Source organism: Nocardia albiluteola, assembly GCF_018860155.1.
Classification (GTDB): Bacteria; Actinomycetota; Actinomycetes; order Mycobacteriales; family Mycobacteriaceae; genus Nocardia; species Nocardia albiluteola.
The window spans coordinates 138,877-158,152 of sequence record NZ_JAHKNI010000015.1 but is presented as its reverse complement, the minus strand read 5'-3'; the positions used below and the strand labels follow the sequence as shown (position 1 = coordinate 158,152).

Sequence of the window (19,276 nt, the reverse complement as noted above, 5' to 3'; positions counted from 1 at the left end):
CGGCCGGGGCGGTCCGGGGATCCGACACCCGCAATCGCGCGCACGAACGACGCCGCCCGCCTGCTGTCAGCAGGCGGGCGGCGCTTGTGGACGGCGTTGTCCGGGTGGGGAATTCGGTTGATCAGTGCACGAGCACCGGCTCACCCTCGGCCGGAGCCGGGGCGGTGTTCGGCACCAGGGCCAGCATGATGGCGGCGCCGGCCAGGAAGATCCCCGCGGCCCACCAGAAGCTGGTGGTGTAGCTCTCGATCAGCGACTGCGCCACGGCCACCGGGGTGGGCCGATGGTTCGAGAGGTAATCCGTGGCCGCCGAGGCCGCGATCGTGCTCAGCAGCGCGGTGCCGATCGAACCACCGACCTGCTGGCTGGTGTTGACCATCGCCGAGGCGATGCCCGCGTCGTCGTGGTGCACGCCGGCGGTCGCGCTCTGGAATGCGGTCGACATCGCGCCACCCAGGCCCAGGCCCAGCAGGATCAGCGGCGGCAGGATGTGCGTGGCGTAGCCGGTGTGCAGACCGATCTGCGTCAGCCAGGCCATGCCCAGGGCGGCGATCAGGAAGCCGCCGCTGACAACGAGTTTCGGCCCGATCTTCGGCAGCAGCAGCGAGGGCACCGTCGTCGACGAGGCGATCATCGCGGCCACCATCGGCAGGAACGCGACACCGGTCACGATCGGCGAGTAGTGCAGGGTCAGCTGCATGTAGTAGGTGAGGAACAGGAAGATCGCGAACATCCCGATGCCCATCACGAAGATGGTCAGGTAGGCGCCGCCGCGAGTGCGGTCCAGCACGATCCGCAGGGGCAGTAGCGGATTGGCCACCCGCGCCTCGAGCCATGCGAACACGCCCAGCAGCGCGACGCCGCCGATCAGGAACGCCAGCGTCAACCCGTTGCCCCAGCCGTGCTGCTCGGCGTTCGAGAAGCCGTAGACGATGCCGAACAGGGCCGCGGTGACGACCAGGGTGCCCGGGATGTCGAGCTTGGGCCGCTCGGTGGCGACATGCTTGGCCAGCAGCATCATCGCGCCGACCAGCGCGATAGCCGCGAAGATCAGGTTGACGTACATCACCCAGCGCCAGTTCGCCCACTCGGTGAGTGCGCCGCCCAGCAGCAGGCCCAGCGCACCGCCGGCACCGGCGACCGCGCCGAAGATACCGAAGGCCTTGGCCCGCTCGGACGGTTCGGTGAAGGTCACCGTGAGCAGCGAGAGTGCGGCCGGCGCCAGCAGCGCGGCGAAGGCGCCCTGGGCGACGCGGGCCGCCACGAGCATGTCGAATCCGGTTGCCGCGCCGCCGATCGCGGAGGCCGCGGCGAAGCCGACCAGGCCGACGATGAAGGTGGTGCGCCGGCCGAACAGGTCACTCAGGCGACCGCCGAGCAGCAGCAGGCTGCCGAAGGCGAGGGCGTATCCGGTGACGACCCACTGCCGATCGGCGTTCGAGAATCCCAGATCCCGCTGCGCGGCGGGGAGCGCGATGTTCACCACGGTCGCGTCGAGCACGACCATCAGCTGCGCCACGCCGAGCACGGCGAGCACCCACCAGCGCAGGGCGTGGGAACCACGACGGCCCTGATCGTCGTTCTTGCGATGGGATGCGGTTTTCACCCGCTCCTGGTTCAGATCTAACGAGGTGGTCATGATTTCCCCTGTCGGATGCCGTATGCGGAGGCAGCTCCTCCGCTTCCCATGAAAGCTATCACAATAACGGAGATGCTGTCTCCACTTAATCCCGAATCTTGCTAATATGACGATGTGAACCCCGCCACTACCGCCTCGCCGCCGCGGCGCCTGCGCGCCGACGCCGCCCGCAATCAGCAGCGCATCCTCGATGCCGCGCGCTCCCTTTTCGCTGAGCGCGGGCTCGACGTCACCCTCGACGACGTGGCCGAGGCGGCGGGCGTCGGCGTGGGCACGGTCTACCGGCGGTTCGCGAACAAGCAGGAGCTGATCGCGGAGGTCTTCGATCGCCATGTATCGGAGATGGCCGAGGCGGTCGAGGTGGCCAACGACAACCCGGACCCCTGGGCGGCACTGACGGCGGTCTTCGAATACTCCTGCCAGCACATGGCGGTCAATCGCGGCTTCGGCGAGGTAATGCTCGAAATACCCGATGCCATGGAGCGTTTCGTGTCCGTCCGGGAGCGCATCAAGCCGGCGATCGAGCACCTGATCGACCGCGCGCGCACCGCGGGCGCCCTGCGCGAGGGCATCGCGGCCTCGGATTTCTTCGCGATGGTCAACATGGTGGAATCGGTGGCCTCCTTCGCACGGTCGGTGAATCCGGAGATCTGGCGGCGCTATATGGCGATCGTGCTGGACGGCATCCGCGCGGACTGCATGCCGCGCCAGCCGCTGACGGTCTCGCCGTTCACCGACGAGGAGATCGACCGCGCCAAGGCCGCCTGCTTCGGGGAGCGGCGGAAGTAGCGCGGATCACCACTGCGACGTACCCGGAAAAGCCCTGCACATCGGCGTCCGAGTAGCGATCATCACACTCATCCCCTAAAGTTGGACGCATGACCAATTCGTGGGTGAACTGGGCGGGCGAGCAGCGCTGCACCCCGGCCGTGATCGCCGCACCCGAGTCCGCCGACGAGGTGGCACAGCTGCTCGAGCGGGCCGAGGCCGCCGGGCACACCGTCCGCGTCGCAGGCTCGGGGCACTCCTTCACCGACGCCGTGCTGACCGACGGCACGCTGCTGCAGCTGTCGAGGATGGACCGGATCCTGCACGTCGACCGAGCCTCGGGCCTGGTGCGAGCCGAGGCGGGCGCCACCCTCAACGCGCTCAGCAACGCCCTGCATCCCCTGGGCCTGGCCTTCCCGAATCTCGGGGACATCGACGTGCAGACGATCGCCGGAGCCACCGCCACCGGCACCCACGGCACCGGCGCCCGGCTCCAGAACATCTCCGCCGCACTGCATTCGGTGGAACTGATGCTCGCCGACGGCCGCCGGGTCGAACTCAGCCAGGACAGCGATCCCGAGGGCTGGCGTGCGGCGCGGGTGAACGTGGGCGCGCTCGGCGTGGTTACGGCCGTGACGCTGCAATTGGTGCCCGCATTCGTGCTGGAGGGTATCGAGCGACCGCTGCCGCTCGCCGACGTGCTCGCCGATCTCGACGAATATGCCGATGGCAATGAGCATTTCGAGTTCTACATGTTCGCGCACAGCCCGATCGCGATGACCAAGCGGAACAATCGCACGGAGCTGCCCGCGCAGCCGCGCGGCAAGGCCGCGGACTGGTTCTCCGACATCCTGGTCTCGAACCACACCTTCGACGCGCTGGCCCGGCTGTGCCGCCGTTGGCCGCAGCTGATTCCATGGCTGCAGCGCGGGGCCGCCTACGCCGGATCCTACCGCCGTCAGGTCGACCGCTCCTATCGAGTCTTCGCCTCGCCCAGGCTGTTTCGCTTCACCGAGATGGAATACGCCCTGCCGCGCGAACATGCGGCCGAGGCCATCCGGGAGATCAAGGAGATCGGCACGCGGTTCGCGACGCCGATGCCCACCGAGGTCCGCTTCGTCGCACCCGACGACGCATTCCTCTCCCCCGCCGGCGGCCGCGAGACCTGCTATATCGCCGTACACCAGTACAGCGGAATGGAATTCGAGCCGTACTTCCGCGCCTGCGAGGCGGTCTTCAACCGCTACCACGGCCGCCCGCACTGGGGTAAGCGGCACTATCAGACCGCCGGCACCCTGCGCGAGCTCTACCCCGACTGGGACCGCTTCCAGGAGGTCCGCCGCCGCCTGGATCCCAAGGGCCGCTTCAGCAATCCATATGTCGACCGGGTGCTGGGGCCGATCGGCTGATCGCCACCCGCGGTTCGGGCCGATCACTGGTTCCGAAACCATGGGTGTATACGCTGGAATCGACTGGTGCACAACGGGTTATGCACAAGGCCCGCCCCAACCACGGAGCACGGAGCACGGAGCACGGAGCGACGCAGACCCCGCGCCGACGAGCACCGAACTCGGCGGTCACGTGATCCGGCTGCGGCACGCTTGCGCGGATCGGCCGAATTACGCTGTCGGCCTGCCAGTTCGGCGCAGGCGCCAACGGGATCGACCAGTTGTCAGACGCAATTCCATACTCACCGGGAGGGTTTCGAGCTCGAGCGCCTGGCACAGGCGCGGAACCGCGTGCGTGCGGATCCGGTCGCGCAGGGCGGCGACGTCGGCGTCGGGGGCCGCCGTCACCACCAGGTGCAGGCCGGGTCCGCCGCTCGTGCCCGACAGCCGGGCCGTGGCCGAGCGAACGCCTTCGTAGGCCCCGATATCGGCGGCGACCGGCGCACAGGCGGTTGCGGTGTCTAGCGTCGTGGAATCGCCGGAATCCGTTGCGCGAGCACGCCATCGGACGGTCCGCGGGGTGCGGGGCAGCTGTGCGATCAGCCAGCGCAGACAGCCCAGGCCCGCCAGCCCCGCGCACGCCACGACCGTCCAGAGCACCCAGGCCGGGGGCGCGGGACGGGCCGGTACGACGACCGCCCGGGCGTCGACCCAGTCCAGGCGGCCGAAGTGCGCCGCCAGCAGGAGCCCACCGACGCACGCCAGCAGGAGTCCGAACATCGCCAGCAGCGCCCGATTCAGCCGGGCCGGGCGATTGGCCGAGGTCACCGCACGCCCGCCGCGCGCAGCCGGGTGGACACCCGCGACGCCGGGTACGCGCCGATCCGGCCGATCCGCTCCTCGACCGCGGCGCTCACCGCCTCGGCCAGGCTCGCGGTGTGCGCGTATCCTGTCCGAGCTGTCACCCGGATCCGATTGCGGCGCAGGCGTACTCGTGCCGATCGCACGCCCTCCACCGACTGCGCCGCATCCCGCAGTGCGCCGCGCAGGCCGCGGCGGTCCACGCCCGCGGCGAAGTCCTCCGCACCGGTCAGCGGCACCATCACCGCGCGCCCCGGTAGCACCGCCAGGGCCAGCAGCACCAGTCCTGCCAGCGCCGTAGCGGCGCCCGCGATCAGCACCTGCCGATCGTCCCAGGCGATGGTGTGCAGGCCGGCCGCGACGCGGTGGTAGGAGATGAATTCCCGTGCGCCGGTGAGCCGCTGGACCAGCGACCACACGACCGCGACGCATATCGCGAGGAGCGCCAGCGCCAGCAGGGCGGCGGGTATCGCACGTCGAGGGCGCCGCCTCACCGGGCCGGCTCCGTCAGCTCGATCACCTCGATATCCAAGCGCCGCACCGTGATACCGCACCGCTGCCGCATCCGCTCCAGCACATGGGCCCGGCACGCGGTGGTCACCTGCCAGATCGGCATCGGATATCGGACCGGCACCTGCACGCGCAACACCGCCGCTCCCCGATCGAGCGCGGCCCGCACCCGCACCTCGGCATCCACCCCGGTGATCTCGCGGGCGGCCGCGGAAACGATCGCGCACACGCCGTCGGCATCGAGGACCGAGTCCGATTGCCACGCGACGTCCGAATCCGCCACCGGAAATGCCGTATACGCGCCAGCAGGCCTGGCGTTGCGCACCTGGCGCGTCGAGGGGGTCGCCGTGCTCGTCATCACTACCTCCGGATTCGGTATGCGGTTCAAGCACAACTCCCCCGGCAGTAGCCAGACGATAACCGATGGAACCGGATAATTCGATGACACGCGCCGGGTGTGGCCTGCGGAGCCGCCTCAACCGGCCCAGATGGTCGAGCGACCAGGGCAGCAGGTAGGTGCACAGCGCCGCGCCGATGCGGCTGACCGAGGTGGCCAGGCCCACCGCGGTCGCGCGGATATGGGTGGGAAACAGCTCCAGCAGCGACCTGCTGACCACAGGTTCGTCCGCCGCCGCCTCGACGAGTTCCTGCGGCTCGACCCACACGTGCAGGAATTTCTCGATTATCTCCGCGGCCTTGTCGGCGCGGCCGTGCAGCGCCAGCCAGCGCGGCGACTCCCGCGGTGCGCTGGCGGATGACCAGGAAGATCACGCACAGCACGCGGAACTGGCCAGCTGCCGTCACCGAAGAAGGTCAGCATCAGATGGCCGACGACGTACGCCAGCACCTATCCGGCGTACCAGGCCACGATCGCTGCGCTCACGACCCCACCTCGCCGGCGCTCGGCTCCGTCGTGCGCAAGGCGCGCTGTGTTGATGGTTCGCTGCGCTCACGACTCCACCCCTCGAGATTCCCCGATCGGTGCATCAGCTAACAGTTCGCAAACCACCCTGGTTCACGCTGCACACCGTCGCGGGCAACCCGATGAGCTGGACACCCCTCTCGGCCCGGCTCACCATCCGCCCGCCGCGCGGGCGCCTCGGCGCCCGGCACCCCCGCGGCTCGTCGCCCGCCAGCTCCGAGGCGCACCGTCGTTGTCACCGCTCGCCTCGGCTGATATCCCTGTGTACCAAGCGATTTCAGCCGAAGGCATGCCGCGGGGGCGGCTGCGAGACACCGGACCGGCGGATACCGATGCCGGACCGAACGAAGGCCGGCTCGCCTAATGCCGGAGGCGACGGACGGACGGATGGACGCGTGTCAGCAGGGAGCGACCAGGCGCGCGGCGTTCGCCGAGGCGTCGTCCGCGGCGGTGTTGGCCTTCAATTCGGCCTCCACGCGATCCCGGTAACGGGCCAGCTCGGCCGCCTTCGTAGCATCGTCCCAACCCAGCGGCCCGGCGACCAGGTCCGCCGCCACCGCGGCCGCGGCAAGGCCGCGGTCGGGCACCTCGATGGAGATGCGGGTGCGGCGGGTCAGGATGTCGTCCAGGTGCAGCGCGCCCTCGTGCGTGGCGGCGTATACCGCCTCCACGCCCAGGTACTCGGTGCCCGGCAGCGGCATGCCGAGCTCGGGGTCGGCGTCGATGAGCGTGAACAGTTCGGTGGCCAGGGAGCCGTAGCGGGACACCAGATGGGTGGCCGCGGCGACCGACAAGCCCGCCCGCTGTGCGACGCTGTCGATATCGGCGAGCAGCTCGTGGTATCCGGCCGCGCCCAGGATCGGCAGCTTCTCGGTGACCGACGGCGCCACCCCGCGCCCGAACCCGGCGACGGCGGCATCGACGACGTCGGCGGCCATCACGCGGTACGTGGTGTACTTGCCGCCCGCGATCACGAACAGCCCCGGAACCGGTTCGGCCACAGCGTGTTCACGCGAGAGCTTGGAGGTATCGGACGACGCGCCCGACAGCAGCGGCCGCAGCCCCGCGTAGGTGCCGACGATGTCCTGCGCCGAAAGCGGCTCACGCAGCAGCGAATTCACGTGATCGAGGATGTACTGCACGTCCGCGGCGCTGGCGACCGGATGATTCTTGTCCAGCGACCAGTCGGTGTCGGTGGTGCCGATGATCCAGTGTTCCTGCCACGGAATCACGAACAGCACGCTCTTCTCGGTCTTCATGATCAGCCCGGTGCCCATGTCCAGCCGATCCCGCGGCACCAGGATGTGCACGCCCTTGGACATGCGCACGTGGAACGGGAAATCCACGCCCGTCATGGCGTTCATCTCATCGGTCCACACGCCGGTCGCGCTGATCACCCGCCGCGCCCGGACCTCGTACTCGCGCCCGGTCTCCCGATCGGTGACCCGCGCTCCCACCACCCGTTCGCCGTCCCGCAGCAGGCCCGTCACCTTGGACCTGGTCAGCACCGTGGCGCCGTGCCGGGCGGCGGTGCGCGCCAGCGTCATGGTGTGGCGGGCGTCGTCGACCTGGGCATCGAAGTAGCGGATCGCGCCCACCATCGCGTCGCTGCGCAGCGCGGGCGCCAATTCCAGTGCGCGCGAACGACTCAGGTGCCGATGCATGGGCAGCGCCCGCGCCCCGCCCAGGGTGTCGTAGAGCGCGACGCCCGCACCGATGTACGGCCGTTCCCAATGATGTTGCAGCGGAAACAAAAACGACACCGGATGCACCAGATGCGGTGCGAGCCGGTTCAACAGCAGACCGCGCTCCTTGAGCGCCTCCCGCACGAGCGCGAAGTCCAGCTGCTCGAGATAGCGCAGACCGCCGTGAATGAGTTTGCTGGAGCGGCTGGAGGTTCCGGCGGCGAAGTCCCGGGCCTCCACCAGCAGCGTGGTCAGGCCTCGGGAGGCGGCGTCGAGGGCGGCTCCGGCGCCGACCACGCCGCCACCGATGACGAGCACGTCGAACTCCTGCCCGCCGAGCGAGGCGAGGGCGTCGGCGCGGTAGGCGGGGTCCAGATTTGCGGGCACAGCGGTATATCTCCTTGTTCGAGTGTTTCGTTCCTTCTGTGGCGTCACCGGTGCCCGATCGAGGCCGTGGCGCGCCCGCCAGGTGCGCGCCACGGCCCCGGGCAATCAGTCGTCGACGTCGATCCAGTCCAGGGTGCGTTCCACCGCCTTCTTCCAGCGGGCGTACCCGCGCTCGCGCTGCTGTTCATCCAACGCGGGCTCCCAGCGCTTACCCTCCTGCCAGTTCTGCTCGAGCTCCTCGGTGCTCTTCCAGAACCCGACCGCCAGGCCCGCGGCGTAGGCCGCGCCCAGCGCCGTGGTTTCCGCGACGACCGGCCGCGAGACCGGCACCCCGAGGAAATCGGCCTGGATCTGCATGCACAGCTCGTTGGCGGTGACGCCGCCGTCCACCCGCAGCACATCGAGCTCGACGCCCGAGTCGGCCTGCATGGCCGCGACCACGTCGCGGGTCTGGTAGCAGATGGATTCGAGCGTGGCCCGCGCCAGATGCGCATTGGTGCTGAAGCGCGACAGCCCGACGATCGCCCCGCGCGCGTCCGAGCGCCAGTAGGGCGCGAACAGCCCGGAGAAGGCGGGCACGAAGTACACCCCGCCGTTGTCCTCCACCTGCGCGGCCAGCGATTCGCTCTGTGCCGCACCGGAAATGATGCCGAGCTGATCACGCAGCCACTGCACCGCCGAGCCGGTCACCGCGATGGAACCCTCCAGCGCGTACACCGGTTTCGCATCGCCGAACTGGTAGGCCACCGTGGTGAGCAGCCCGTGCTGGGAGCGCACCACCTCCTCGCCGGTGTTCAGCAGCAGGAAATTGCCTGTGCCGTAGGTGTTCTTGGCCTCGCCGGGCCGGAAGCACACCTGCCCCACCGTCGCGGCCTGCTGATCGCCGAGCACACCGGCCAGCGGCACCTCGCCGTGGAAGGGGCCGTCCGCGCGGGTCTTGCCGAACAGTTCGGGATTCGAGGACGGGACGATCTCGGGCAGCATCGCGAGCGGAATTCCGAAGATGGACAACAGTTCCGGATCCCACTGCAGGGTTTCCAGATCCATCAGCATGGTCCGGCTGGCATTGGTGGGGTCGGTCAGATGCTTGCCGCCGTCGATACCGCCGGTGAGGTTCCAGATCAGCCACGTGTCCGTGGTGCCGAACAGTGCCTCGCCGCGCTCGGCATCCTCGGCGACGCCCGGGACGTTGTCCAGGATCCAGCGCAGCTTGCCGCCGGAGAAGTAGGTCGCCGGCGGCAGCCCGGCCTTGCGGCGAATGGTGTCACCGTGCCCGTTGCGCTCGAGGTCGGCGGCGATGCGGTCCGTGCGGGTGTCCTGCCACACGATCGCGTTGCAGTACGGCCGGCCGGTGCGCCGGTTCCACACCACGGTGGTCTCGCGCTGATTGGTGACCCCGACCGCGGCCAGGTCCGCGGCCGTCAGATTCGCCTTGGTGAGCGTGGACTCGATGACCGCGCGGGTACGCTCCCAGATCTCGGTGGGGTTGTGCTCGACCCAGCCTGCCCGCGGCAGGATCTGCTCGTGCTCGAGCTGATGGCGCGCGATCTCGTTACCGCCGTGGTCGAACACCATGAAGCGGGTGCTCGTGGTGCCCTGATCGATGGCTCCGACGAACTGACTCATCGTTGGGTCCTTTCGGGAAAAAGTCTGGTGGGCAGTGTTACAGCTGTCGGCCCACTCTTTTTATGCAGAAGATTGTGAGTGAGATGCACGATCACAGCACAAGATGCGCGATCAGGCCCGCCAGCGCGCCGCCGACCAGCGGCCCGAGCACGGGCACCCAGGCATAGGACCAGTCGGAGTTCTTACGCTGCGGCTGCGCGGGCGCGGCCGCGCCGACGGGGCGCTCCTGCACCGCGTGACCATCCGCGCCGACGCTCACCGTCTCGGGAACCCGTTCCGGCGCGACGGTACCGGTGAACTTCATCGGCAGCACCGCGTGCGCGATGCGCGGACCCAGGTCGCGGGCCGGGTTGATGGCGTATCCGGTGGGGCCGCCCAGCGAGGCGCCGATGCCGACCACCAGCAGGGCCACCGCGGCCGGACCCAGGCCGGTGGGCGTGTGCCCGAACGCCAGCACCACGAAGACCAGGACGAAGGTGGCGATCACCTCGGTGACGAAATTCCATCCGTAGGAACGGATCTCGGGACCCGTGGAGAAAACCGCGAGCTTCTTGCCCGCATCGGGTTCCTCGTCGAAGTGCCGTTTGTAGGCCAGGTAGGCGACGCAGGCGCCCAGGAAGGCGCCGATCATCTGCCCGGCCAGATAGGCGATGGTATTGCCGACCGTGATCGCGATGCCGGGCGCGTACACCTTCGCGCCGCTGAACGCGATGCCGACGGTCACCGCCGGATTGAGGTGGGCGCCGGTCTTGTAGGCCGCGTAGACCCCGGCGAAGACAGCCAGTCCCCAGCCGAAGTTGATCAGCAGCCAGCCGCCGTCGAATCCCTTTGATTTGGTCAAGAGCACGTTCGCCACGACACCCGCGCCGAGCAGGATCAGAAGTCCTGTCCCGAACATCTCGCTGACGAAGATTGTCCCGAAGTTCACCGTTGAGCCTCCGTGAGAGCCACCGGCCGCCGCTGCGGCCATATCGACAAACGGTATGAATCTCCCGGCCATCCGGGAATCCCGGGCGTTCGACAATGCCGAACGCCGGGACTGGCCGGGCCTGACCCGCGCCGCTAGTGTCCGACCAATCGGGAGGTCACTATGTCGCAGGTCACACCCACTTCGGGGCGGTCGGCCGGGGATCGTGCGCCGTTCGACATTGTCGAATGAAATTTTTCCAGATAGGTTCGCTCCATGCCCGGTCCGATCCAGTCGATCGAACGGGCGGCGGCCGTGCTGCGGCTGCTCGCCCACGGCTCCGGCCGCCTCGGCGTCGGAGACATCGCCGCCGCCCTCGATCTCGCCAAACCCACCGCGCACGGCATCCTGCGCACCCTGCAGGGCGTCGGCTTCGTCGAGCAGGACGCCGCCACCGGCAAGTACCGGCTGGGCGCGGCGGTCCGCCGGCTCGGCGCGGACGCGATCGACGCCAACGAGCTGCGGTCCTGGGCGATCAACTGGGCCGATTCGCTGGCCTCGCGCAGCGGCGAGGCCGTCCGGGTGGGCACCACCCTCGAGGGCGAGGTCCTGGTCGTACACCACGTCTTCCGGCCGGACAACTCCGAGCAGGCCCTGCAGGTCGGCGAGCGGCTGCCGCAGCACGCCACCGCGCTGGGCAAGGTCCTGCTCGCGTCCGAGCCCGACCTGGCCGCCACGGTCCGCCACAGCAGCCTGCCCTCCCTCACCCATCGCACGGTGATCGACCGAGCCGCGCTCACCCGGACGCTGACCGAGGTGCGGCGCAACGGCTGGGCCGGTGAGGTCGAGGAATTCCGCACCGGCGAGGCCGGCATCGCCGCGCCCATCCGCGCCCGCGGCGGCCTGGTCATCGGCGCCATCGGCATCGCCGGGCCCGTGGACCGGCTCTGCGGCGCCGGGCTGCGGCACCGACCGGGCCTGGTCACCCTGGTGCGCGACACCGCTACCGCCATCTCACGGGATCTCGCAGCGGGACATTGAGAGTTTCACCGATGAGAAGGCAATGCGGATGACGCAACGATATGTGCTGGCCATCGACCAGGGCACGACCTCCACCCGCTGCATCCTGTTCGATCAGCGAGCGCAGCTGGCCGGTGTGGCCCAGCGCGAGCACCAGCAGTTCTACCCGCGGCCCGGCTGGGTCGAACAGGACGCGACGGAGATCTGGCGCAACGTCGACCGGATTGTGCCCCAGGCCCTGCGCAACGCCGGAGTCGGCGTGGATCAGATTGTGGCACTGGGCATTACGAATCAGCGCGAGACCACCGTGATATGGGATCGCCGCACCGGGATCCCGGTCGGCCACGCCATCGTGTGGCAGGACGTGCGCACCGAGGACCTGGTCGCCGAATTCGAGAAGCACCCGGATGCGCCGCGCGTGCGGCAGCTGTCCGGGCTGCCCATCGCCACCTACTTCGTCGCGCCACGGCTACGCTGGATGCTGGACACCACTCCCGGGCTGCGCGAGCGCGCCGAACGCGGCGAGGTGCTGTTCGGCACCATGGAGACCTGGCTGATCTGGAATCTGACCGGCGGCATCGACGGCGGCGAGCACGTCACCGACGTCACCAACGCCAGCCGCACCCTGCTGATGAATCTCGCGACCCTGGACTGGGACACCGAACTGCTCGAGTTCTTCGGCATTCCCGCCGGCATGCTGCCCCGGATCCAGGCCTCGACCGCCCCGCACGGCATCACCAGCCGGGTCGCGCCCGGCATTCGCATCGCCGCCGCGCTGGGCGACCAGCACGCCGCGCTGTTCGGCCAAACCTGTTTCGCCCGTGGGGAAACCAAGTGCACCTACGGCACCGGCGCCTTCCTGATGATGAACACCGGCGGCGAGCTCGTGCAGTCCACGCACGGCCTGCTCACGACCATCGGCTACCAGATCGACCGCGATCCGGTGTACGCACTCGAGGGGCCGATCGTGGTCACCGGCTCACTGGTGCAATGGATCCGCGACAACATCGGGCTGGTGGCCAGTGCGCCCGAGATCGAAACCCTCGCGCGCACAGTGGAAGACAACGGTGGCTGCCGCATCGTGCCCGCGTTCTCCGGACTGTACGCACCGCATTGGCGCAGCGATGCACGAGGTTTGGTGGTCGGGCTGACCTCCTACATCACCAAGGGCCATCTCGCGCGCGCGGTCCTCGAGGCGACGGCCTGGCAGACCCGCGACGTGGTCGAGGCGATGAACGCCGATTCCGGGCTGGCCGCCGCGACCCTGCGGGTGGACGGCGGGATGACCTCGAACAATCTGCTGATGCAGATGGTCGCGGACGCGCTGGGCATTGCGGTGATGCGCCCGTACGTCCCCGAAACCGTCTCCCTCGGTGCCGCCTACGCGGCCGGACTCGCCGTCGGCTATTGGCCGGATCTCCAAGGCCTGCGCAACAATTGGCGTCCGGCCGGGCGCTGGGCCCCGCGCATGGCTGCCGCGCGCCGCGAGACGGAATACAACGACTGGAAGCGCGCGGTACAGCTCAGCTTCGGCTGGGCCCGCCCCAGCGGCGATGCGCCCGCGGATCGGTGAGCTACTCGTTGACCAGGCGCAGCCCGGGCACATGGGCCTGGCGGCGATCCACCAGCCACACCATGACGCTCTGATCCATTGCCGGGTTGAAGGTTTCGATCTCTACCTCGACCGCGCCGCGCACGGGATGTTCCAGATGCAGTGTGGCCGAACGGAAGTCCATCATGCGGTGCTCGCGCCAGCGCCGCGCGAACTCCGGAAACCGTTGCAGTGCTTGGATCATCTCGCCGAGCTGCGCATCGTCGGACCAGTGCGTACGGGCCGTGCGCAACGCCGAGGTCACCAGATCCGCCGCGGCGGGCCAGTCGATCCACCACTTCGCCGCCGCGGGATGCCCGAACAGGTAGTGCGCGAAATTGCCGTGCGCCTGCTCGTCGAACACCCCGATCGGCTCGGCGAAATCGCGCCAGGCCGCGTTCCAGGCCAGCACATTCAGGCGCCGCCCGTACACGAAGGCCGGGGTGGGGTGCATGGCGTCCAGCACCGCCTGGACCGTCTCGGAAACGCGCTCGAAGGCCTGGCCGTCGGACGGGCAGGTGGATGCCTGGTGGTCCAGGCCCAGCGCGAGCTTGCTGAAATGATGGCGCTCGACCTCGTTCAGCCGCAGCGCGTCGGCCAGCGCGGCCAGCACCGCGGTCGAGGGATTGGTGTCCCGGCCCTGCTCGAGGCGGGCCAGATAGTCCACACTCACCCCGGCCAGGGCCGCGACCTCCTCGCGCCGCAGCCCCGGTGTGCGGCGGCGTCGCCCGGAGGGCAGCCCGACCGCCTCCGGCTGCAGCTGCCCCCGCCGCGCAATGAGAAACTCGGCGAATTCAGATCTGTCCACCACACCATCCTGTCGGATCCCGGACCCGTTATCCGCGCCCTGCCAATACCAGGATAACGACGGTGTGGCTAAACGGACCGCGGTCCGGAAGTCTTGTTGACATGACGACTTCCGAGCAGACCCTCACCACCGGCGCCTGGGCGCTGGACACCAACCACTCCGCGGTCAACTTCACCGTGCGCCACCTGGGCATCTCCAAGGTCCGCGGCCGCTTCAACAAGTTCGAGACCAGCTTCGTCGTCGACGCCGCCGGCGCCGCGACCATCGAGGCCACCATCTACCTGGACTCGTTCGACACCGGCAACGAGGGCCGCGACGGCCACGTCCGCAGCGCCGACCTGCTCGATGTCGAGAAGCGCCCGACCCTGCACTTCAAGGCGATCGAGCCGGTGCAGGTCGCCGACGAGTTCGAGGTCGTCGGCGAGGTCACCATCGGCGGCGTGACCAAGCCGGTCACCCTCGATGTCGAGTGGGGCGGCGTGCAGGAGGCCCAGGACGGCAAGCGGCACGCGGGCTTCTCCGCGACCGGCACCATCAAGCGCACGGAGCTGGACGTCGCCCCCGGCGTGCCCAGCGCCGTGGTCAGCGACAAGATCGCCGTCGAGCTGGACATTCAGCTCATCGAGCCGTAAGTCCCGGGGCCCTCAGGGGAGAAACCCGAGACGGCGCGCCCGCACCACGGCCTCGTGCCGGGTGCGGGCGCCGAGCTTTGTCATGGCGCTGCGCAGGTAGCTCTTCACCGTCTCGGGCCGCAGCGACAGGCGCTCGGCCGTCTCACCGTTCGTGCAGCCCAGGGCGATCTGCGCGAGCACATCGAGCTCCCGTGGCGCCAGCGACGGCGCGTCGTCGAGCAGATGCGGTCCGGACATCAATCGCGCCACGCGATCGGACAGCTCGCGCAGCCTCGAGCGGGCGTGGGCGTCGTCGAGGGTCTGCGCAATGCCGCGAATCTCGGCATGGATCCCGCGAAGCTGTTCGGCGACAACGGCATCCGCGGGGGTTCCCTCTGGTACGGGCGCGGCGGCCTCGCGCAGCCGCAGCCGCCGGTCGACCTCGTCGCGAATCGCCAGTTCGACCGCCAGCCGCCGCCCGGCCTGTCTGGCCAGGTCCGCGGCGCGGTCGCCGATCGGACCCGGATCTCGGGTGGCGATGTACAGCACCGCGCGCGATTCCCCGCCGACGACCACCGGCATTCCCACCACCGCGCGCAATCCCTCGGTCAGCACCGGCGCGTCGTAGTGGTGGGTGATCGTGGACGCCACCCGATAGTCCGAGACGGACGTGAGCCGCCCACTGACGACCGCGGCGCCGCCGACCCCGGAATCCGGCCGCACCAGCAGTCCGCGCATGGCGCTGGTCCGGGTGCCCAGGAATTCGCTGAGCAGCAGCGTCCCGGCGCGCACCTCGCCACCGAATACCACCGGCAGCCCGGACGCGGCGGCGACCTGTCGCAGCTCGGCCCGCAGCGCATCGGAATCACGGGGTCGAAGCAACTCCATCCCGATCGCCTTTCCTTCGATCGCCCCGGGGAGGACCACCCCTTTTCGGGGGTAGCGGGGCGGGGAATGTGACCTGGATCCTAACGAGGTGAGCGCAGCGAAGCGGAGAGAACCATCAACACAGCGCGCCTTGCGCACGACGGAGCCGAGCGCCAGCGAGGTGGAGTCGTGAGTAGGTCGGCCAGTTATACACACGGGGCCTGGGATGCGCCGCTGCTGGGCGACACCATCGGCGCCAACCTGGACCGCACGGTCGCCGAGTACGGGGACCGGGACGCCCTGATCGACCGCCGCGCCGGGGTGCGATGGACGTATGCCGAATTCGCCGCCGAGGTGGACGCGACGGCGCTGGGGCTGCTGGCGGCCGGGATCGGCAAGGGCGATCGGGTCGGCATCTGGGCCCCCAATCGGGCGGAATGGACGCTGACCCAGTACGCCACCGCCAGGATCGGCGCCATCCTGGTCAATATCAACCCCTCCTACCGCGCCCACGAACTGCGATATGTCCTGCAGCAGGCGGGGATTCGACTGCTGGTCGCGGCCCGGGAGTTCAAGGGCGCGGACTATGCGGCGATGATCGAACAGGCGCGCCCGGAGTGCCCGGACTTGGCACGGGTGATCCTGCTCGACGGGCCGGAGTGGACCGCGCTGCTCACCACCGGCCGCGCCGGGGATCCGGCGGAACTCGCCGCGGCGCAGGCGAACCTGTCCCCCGACGACCCGATCAACATCCAATACACCTCGGGCACCACAGGATTCCCGAAGGGCGCCACGCTCTCGCACCACAACATCCTCAACAACGGCTATTTCGTGGGCGAGCTGTGCGGCTACACCGCCGCCGACCGGATCTGCATCCCGGTGCCGTTCTACCACTGCTTCGGCATGGTGATGGGCAATCTCGCCGCGACCAGTCACGGCGCGGCGATGGTGATTCCGGCCGAGGGTTTCGATCCGCGCGCCACACTGGAAACCGTTGCCGCCGAGGGGTGTACGTCGCTGTACGGGGTGCCGACGATGTTCATTGCCGAACTCGCCGAGCCGGACTTCGAAACCTACGATCTGTCCACCCTGCGCACCGGGATCATGGCCGGATCCCCGTGCCCGGTGGAGGTGATGAAGCAGGTCATCGAGCGGATGGGCATGTCCGAGGTGTCCATCTGCTACGGCATGACCGAAACTTCGCCGGTGTCGACACAGACCCGCCGCAACGATTCGCTGGCCCAGCGCACCGCCACCGTGGGCCGGGTGGGCCCGCATCTCGAGATCAAGATCGTGGACCCGGACACCGGGCTGACGGTGCCGCGCGGCGAGCCGGGTGAATTCTGCACACGCGGTTACTCGGTCATGCTCGGCTATTGGAACGACCCCGAGAAGACCGCCGAGGCAATCGATTCCGCGCGCTGGATGCACACCGGGGATCTGGCCACCATGGACGAGGAAGGCTACGTCGCGATCACCGGTCGCATCAAGGACATGGTGATCCGCGGCGGGGAGAACATCTACCCGCGCGAGATCGAGGAATTCCTCTACACCCACTCGGACATCCTGGACGCCCAGGTGGTCGGCGTGCCCGACGCCCGCTACGGCGAGGAGCTGGTGGCCTGGCTGCGAATGCGCGAGGGCGCCGCACCGCTGGACGCGCAGGCGCTGCGCGCATTCTGCGACGGCCGCCTGGCCCGCTACAAGATTCCCCGTTATGTGCACGTTGTGCAGGAGTTTCCGATGACGGTGACCGGAAAGATCCGGAAGGTCGAGATGCGCGAGGTCTCCGCACGACTGTTCGGCCCCGAGGACGCAGGAGAGACGAAATGACCGGCAACACAGCGCTCTACCGCGCCGGCCGCGACCAACTGATAGCCGCGGCAACGGATTACGAGGCGGCCCGCGCCACCTTCGAATGGCCCCGGCCGACCGGGACGTTCAACTGGGCCATCGACTGGTTCGACGTGATAGCCCGCGGCAACGACCGCACCGCGCTGTGGATCGTGGAGGAAGACGGCCGCGAGCAGCGGGTGAGCTTCGACGAGATGGCCGCCCGCTCGGACCGGGTGGCCACCTGGTTCGCCGCGCACGGCATGCGACGTGGCGACCGGGTCCTGCTGATGCTCGGCAATCAGGTCGAGCTGTGGGAGGCGCTGCTGGCCGTCGCCAAGCTGGGCGCGGTCATCATGCCGACCACCGCGGCCCTGGGGCCCGCGGACCTGTCCGACCGGATCGAGCGCGGCGCGGTCGCTTTCGCGATCGCCAACTCGGCCGACACCGCGAAGTTCGCCGAGGTACCCGGCGAATACACACGAATCGTAGTGGGCGACGACGTATCCGGCTGGCTGCCCTATTCCGGCGCCGCGGCGGTCGAGTCGCAGGGCCCGTTCGAGGCGGTGACCGACGTTTCCGACGAGCTGCTGGTGTATTTCACCTCGGGCACCACGAGCAAGCCGAAGATGGTGCGGCACAACCAGACCAGCTATCCGGTCGGCCACCTGAGCACGATGTACTGGATCGGCGTGCGGCCCGGGGACGTGCACCTGGCGATCAGCGCACCGGGCTGGGCCAAGCACGCGTGGAGTTGCTTCTTCGCGCCGTGGATCGCCGAGGCGACGATCTTCGTCTACAACTACGCCCGCTTCGACGCGGCGGCGCTGCTGAATCAGTTGCGCCGGGCGGAGGTCAACACCTTCTGCGCGCCACCCACGGTGTGGCGCATGCTGATTCAGGCCGATCTCGGCGAACGCCCGGCGGGGCTGCGCGAAATCCTCGGCGCCGGTGAGCCGCTCAATCCGGACGTGATCGCGCAGGTGGAGAAGGCCTGGGGCCTGACCATCCGCGACGGCTTCGGCCAGACCGAGACCACGCTGCAGGTCGGCAACACCCCGGGCCAGCCGGTCAAGCCGGGGTCGATGGGCCGCCCGGCGCCGGGCGTGCCGGTGGTGCTGGTGGACCCGATCACCGGCGAGCTCGCCGACGAGGGCGAGATCTGCCTCGATCTGAGCGCCCATCCGGTCAACCTGATGACCGGATACCTGAACGATCCCGAGCGCAATGCCGCCGCGATAGCGGGCGGCTATTACCACACCGGAGACGTCGCCACACGAGACGCCGACGGGTACATCACCTACATCGGCCGCACCGACGACGTCTTCAAGTCCTCGGACTACAAGGTCTCGCCCTTCGAGCTCGAGAGCATCCTGATCGAGCATCCGGCGGTGGTGGAGGCCGCGGTGGTGCCGCAACCCGACGACACCCGCCTGACCGTCCCGAAGGCGTACATAACCCTGGCCGCCGGATGGGAACCCGACCGCGACACCGCGCGGTCCATCCTCGAATACGCCCGCGACCATCTCGCGCCCTACCTGCGAGTGCGCCGGATCGAGTTCTCCGAGCTGCCCAAGACCATCTCGGGCAAGATCCGGCGCGTGGAGCTGCGTCGCCGCGAACTGGCGGCACATTCCGCGGGCACCCCGATCGAAACCGAGTACCGCTACGAAGAACTCCTGAAAGGCCGGTCGACCGAATCCTGATCCGATCATGATCGGACTCGGATACGCTTCCACATCGGCAGGTCCGCACGGGTGTATCCGAGTTCGCGGCGGGTACCGATGCGTGCGACTGAATGTGGCGCGTTTGCCCGAAAGTGGCGTGTTCCGGGCTAGCAAGGCAATTGTTCA

Annotated in this window: 16 protein-coding genes; 7 read left to right on the top strand and 9 right to left on the bottom strand. The window is 69.0% G+C overall.

All coding sequences use genetic code 11. The features are described from left to right. Window positions 1-121: 121 nt before the first annotated feature. On the bottom strand, window positions 122-1,639 hold the full coding sequence (locus KO481_RS34600; protein WP_215922713.1) for an MFS transporter: 1,518 nt from the start codon (window positions 1,637-1,639) through the stop codon (window positions 122-124). A gap of 114 nt (window positions 1,640-1,753) precedes the next feature. Here KO481_RS34600 and KO481_RS34595 point away from each other — a divergent pair, with 114 nt between their 5' ends. Together KO481_RS34595 and KO481_RS34590 are read left to right on the top strand one after the other, a co-directional pair. Next, complete coding sequence (locus tag KO481_RS34595; protein ID WP_215922712.1) at window positions 1,754-2,428, top strand: TetR/AcrR family transcriptional regulator; 675 nt, start codon at window positions 1,754-1,756, stop codon at window positions 2,426-2,428. Window positions 2,429-2,517: 89 nt separating this feature from the next. Beyond that, window positions 2,518-3,816: a D-arabinono-1,4-lactone oxidase gene (locus KO481_RS34590; protein WP_215922711.1), complete on the top strand. Its 1,299-nt coding sequence runs from the start codon at window positions 2,518-2,520 to the stop codon at window positions 3,814-3,816. 210 nt (window positions 3,817-4,026) lie between these two features. Here KO481_RS34590 and KO481_RS34585 read toward each other — a convergent pair whose 3' ends face one another. The 6 genes from KO481_RS34585 to KO481_RS34560 all read right to left on the bottom strand — a co-directional run bounded on the left by KO481_RS34585 (window position 4,027) and on the right by KO481_RS34560 (window position 10,714). Further along, entirely contained in the window at window positions 4,027-4,623 is a 597-nt protein-coding gene (locus tag KO481_RS34585) for an Asp23/Gls24 family envelope stress response protein (protein WP_215922710.1), read from the bottom strand. Continuing rightward, on the bottom strand, window positions 4,620-5,150 hold the full coding sequence (locus tag KO481_RS34580; protein WP_308166891.1) for a DUF6286 domain-containing protein: 531 nt from the start codon (window positions 5,148-5,150) through the stop codon (window positions 4,620-4,622). Before KO481_RS34580 ends, KO481_RS34585 begins: the two co-directional genes overlap by 4 nt. After that, the gene (locus KO481_RS34575; protein WP_215922709.1) at window positions 5,147-5,524 is read right to left on the bottom strand and encodes a hypothetical protein; all 378 of its coding nucleotides are present in this window, start codon (window positions 5,522-5,524) and stop codon (window positions 5,147-5,149) included. Before KO481_RS34575 ends, KO481_RS34580 begins: the two co-directional genes overlap by 4 nt. A gap of 962 nt (window positions 5,525-6,486) precedes the next feature. After that, entirely contained in the window at window positions 6,487-8,160 is a 1,674-nt protein-coding gene (locus tag KO481_RS34570) for a glycerol-3-phosphate dehydrogenase/oxidase (RefSeq protein ID WP_215922708.1), read from the bottom strand. A 105-nt stretch (window positions 8,161-8,265) separates the two neighbouring features. After that, window positions 8,266-9,786, bottom strand: coding sequence for a glycerol kinase GlpK (glpK, locus tag KO481_RS34565; RefSeq protein ID WP_215922707.1), 1,521 nt, complete (start codon window positions 9,784-9,786; stop codon window positions 8,266-8,268). Between the two features lie 91 nt (window positions 9,787-9,877). Then, window positions 9,878-10,714, bottom strand: a complete 837-nt coding sequence (locus KO481_RS34560) for an MIP/aquaporin family protein (RefSeq protein ID WP_308166884.1) — start codon at window positions 10,712-10,714, stop codon at window positions 9,878-9,880. Window positions 10,715-10,969: 255 nt separating this feature from the next. Here KO481_RS34560 and KO481_RS34555 point away from each other — a divergent pair, with 255 nt between their 5' ends. Further along, window positions 10,970-11,734, top strand: a complete 765-nt coding sequence (locus tag KO481_RS34555; protein WP_215922705.1) for an IclR family transcriptional regulator — start codon at window positions 10,970-10,972, stop codon at window positions 11,732-11,734. A gap of 28 nt (window positions 11,735-11,762) precedes the next feature. After that, a complete protein-coding gene (glpK, locus tag KO481_RS34550; protein ID WP_215922704.1) occupies window positions 11,763-13,286 on the top strand; it encodes a glycerol kinase GlpK in 1,524 nt (507 codons plus the stop codon). Between the two features lies 1 nt (window position 13,287). On the opposite strand, the gene KO481_RS34545 is transcribed toward glpK (KO481_RS34550), so the two are convergent. Beyond that, window positions 13,288-14,112, bottom strand: coding sequence for an MmyB family transcriptional regulator (locus tag KO481_RS34545; RefSeq protein ID WP_215922703.1), 825 nt, complete (start codon window positions 14,110-14,112; stop codon window positions 13,288-13,290). Window positions 14,113-14,213: 101 nt separating this feature from the next. Between KO481_RS34545 and KO481_RS34540 the strand changes: the two genes are divergently transcribed. Then, complete coding sequence (locus tag KO481_RS34540) at window positions 14,214-14,744, top strand: YceI family protein (protein WP_215922702.1); 531 nt, start codon at window positions 14,214-14,216, stop codon at window positions 14,742-14,744. Between the two features lie 12 nt (window positions 14,745-14,756). On the opposite strand, the gene KO481_RS34535 is transcribed toward KO481_RS34540, so the two are convergent. After that, window positions 14,757-15,611 carry a helix-turn-helix transcriptional regulator gene (locus tag KO481_RS34535; RefSeq protein ID WP_215922701.1) on the bottom strand — a complete coding sequence of 285 codons (855 nt, stop codon included), beginning with the start codon at window positions 15,609-15,611 and terminating at the stop codon, window positions 14,757-14,759. A 168-nt stretch (window positions 15,612-15,779) separates the two neighbouring features. On the opposite strand from KO481_RS34535, the gene KO481_RS34530 reads away from it, so the two are divergent. Both KO481_RS34530 and KO481_RS34525 read left to right on the top strand, forming a co-directional pair. Continuing rightward, window positions 15,780-17,423 carry an AMP-binding protein gene (locus KO481_RS34530; protein ID WP_215922700.1) on the top strand — a complete coding sequence of 548 codons (1,644 nt, stop codon included), beginning with the start codon at window positions 15,780-15,782 and terminating at the stop codon, window positions 17,421-17,423. Further along, window positions 17,420-19,129 carry an AMP-binding protein gene (locus KO481_RS34525; RefSeq protein WP_215922699.1) on the top strand — a complete coding sequence of 570 codons (1,710 nt, stop codon included), beginning with the start codon at window positions 17,420-17,422 and terminating at the stop codon, window positions 19,127-19,129. The genes KO481_RS34530 and KO481_RS34525 overlap by 4 nt, the downstream gene beginning before the upstream one ends. Window positions 19,130-19,276: the final 147 nt, after the last annotated feature.

Excerpts from the sequence above, each read along its gene's own strand:
- KO481_RS34540 (WP_215922702.1), top strand. The coding sequence starts at position 14,214 with ATGACGACTTCCGAGCAGACCCTCACCACCGGCGCCTGGGCGCTGGAC.
- KO481_RS34555 (WP_215922705.1), top strand. The coding sequence starts at position 10,970 with ATGCCCGGTCCGATCCAGTCGATCGAACGGGCGGCGGCCGTGCTGCGG.
- KO481_RS34575 (WP_215922709.1), bottom strand. The coding sequence starts at position 5,524 with ATGACGAGCACGGCGACCCCCTCGACGCGCCAGGTGCGCAACGCCAGG.
- KO481_RS34535 (WP_215922701.1), bottom strand. The coding sequence starts at position 15,611 with ATGGAGTTGCTTCGACCCCGTGATTCCGATGCGCTGCGGGCCGAGCTG.
- KO481_RS34590 (WP_215922711.1), top strand. The coding sequence starts at position 2,518 with ATGACCAATTCGTGGGTGAACTGGGCGGGCGAGCAGCGCTGCACCCCG.
- glpK (WP_215922704.1), top strand. The coding sequence starts at position 11,763 with ATGACGCAACGATATGTGCTGGCCATCGACCAGGGCACGACCTCCACC.
- KO481_RS34525 (WP_215922699.1), top strand. The coding sequence starts at position 17,420 with ATGACCGGCAACACAGCGCTCTACCGCGCCGGCCGCGACCAACTGATA.
- glpK (WP_215922707.1), bottom strand. The coding sequence starts at position 9,786 with ATGAGTCAGTTCGTCGGAGCCATCGATCAGGGCACCACGAGCACCCGC.
- KO481_RS34600 (WP_215922713.1), bottom strand. The coding sequence starts at position 1,639 with ATGACCACCTCGTTAGATCTGAACCAGGAGCGGGTGAAAACCGCATCC.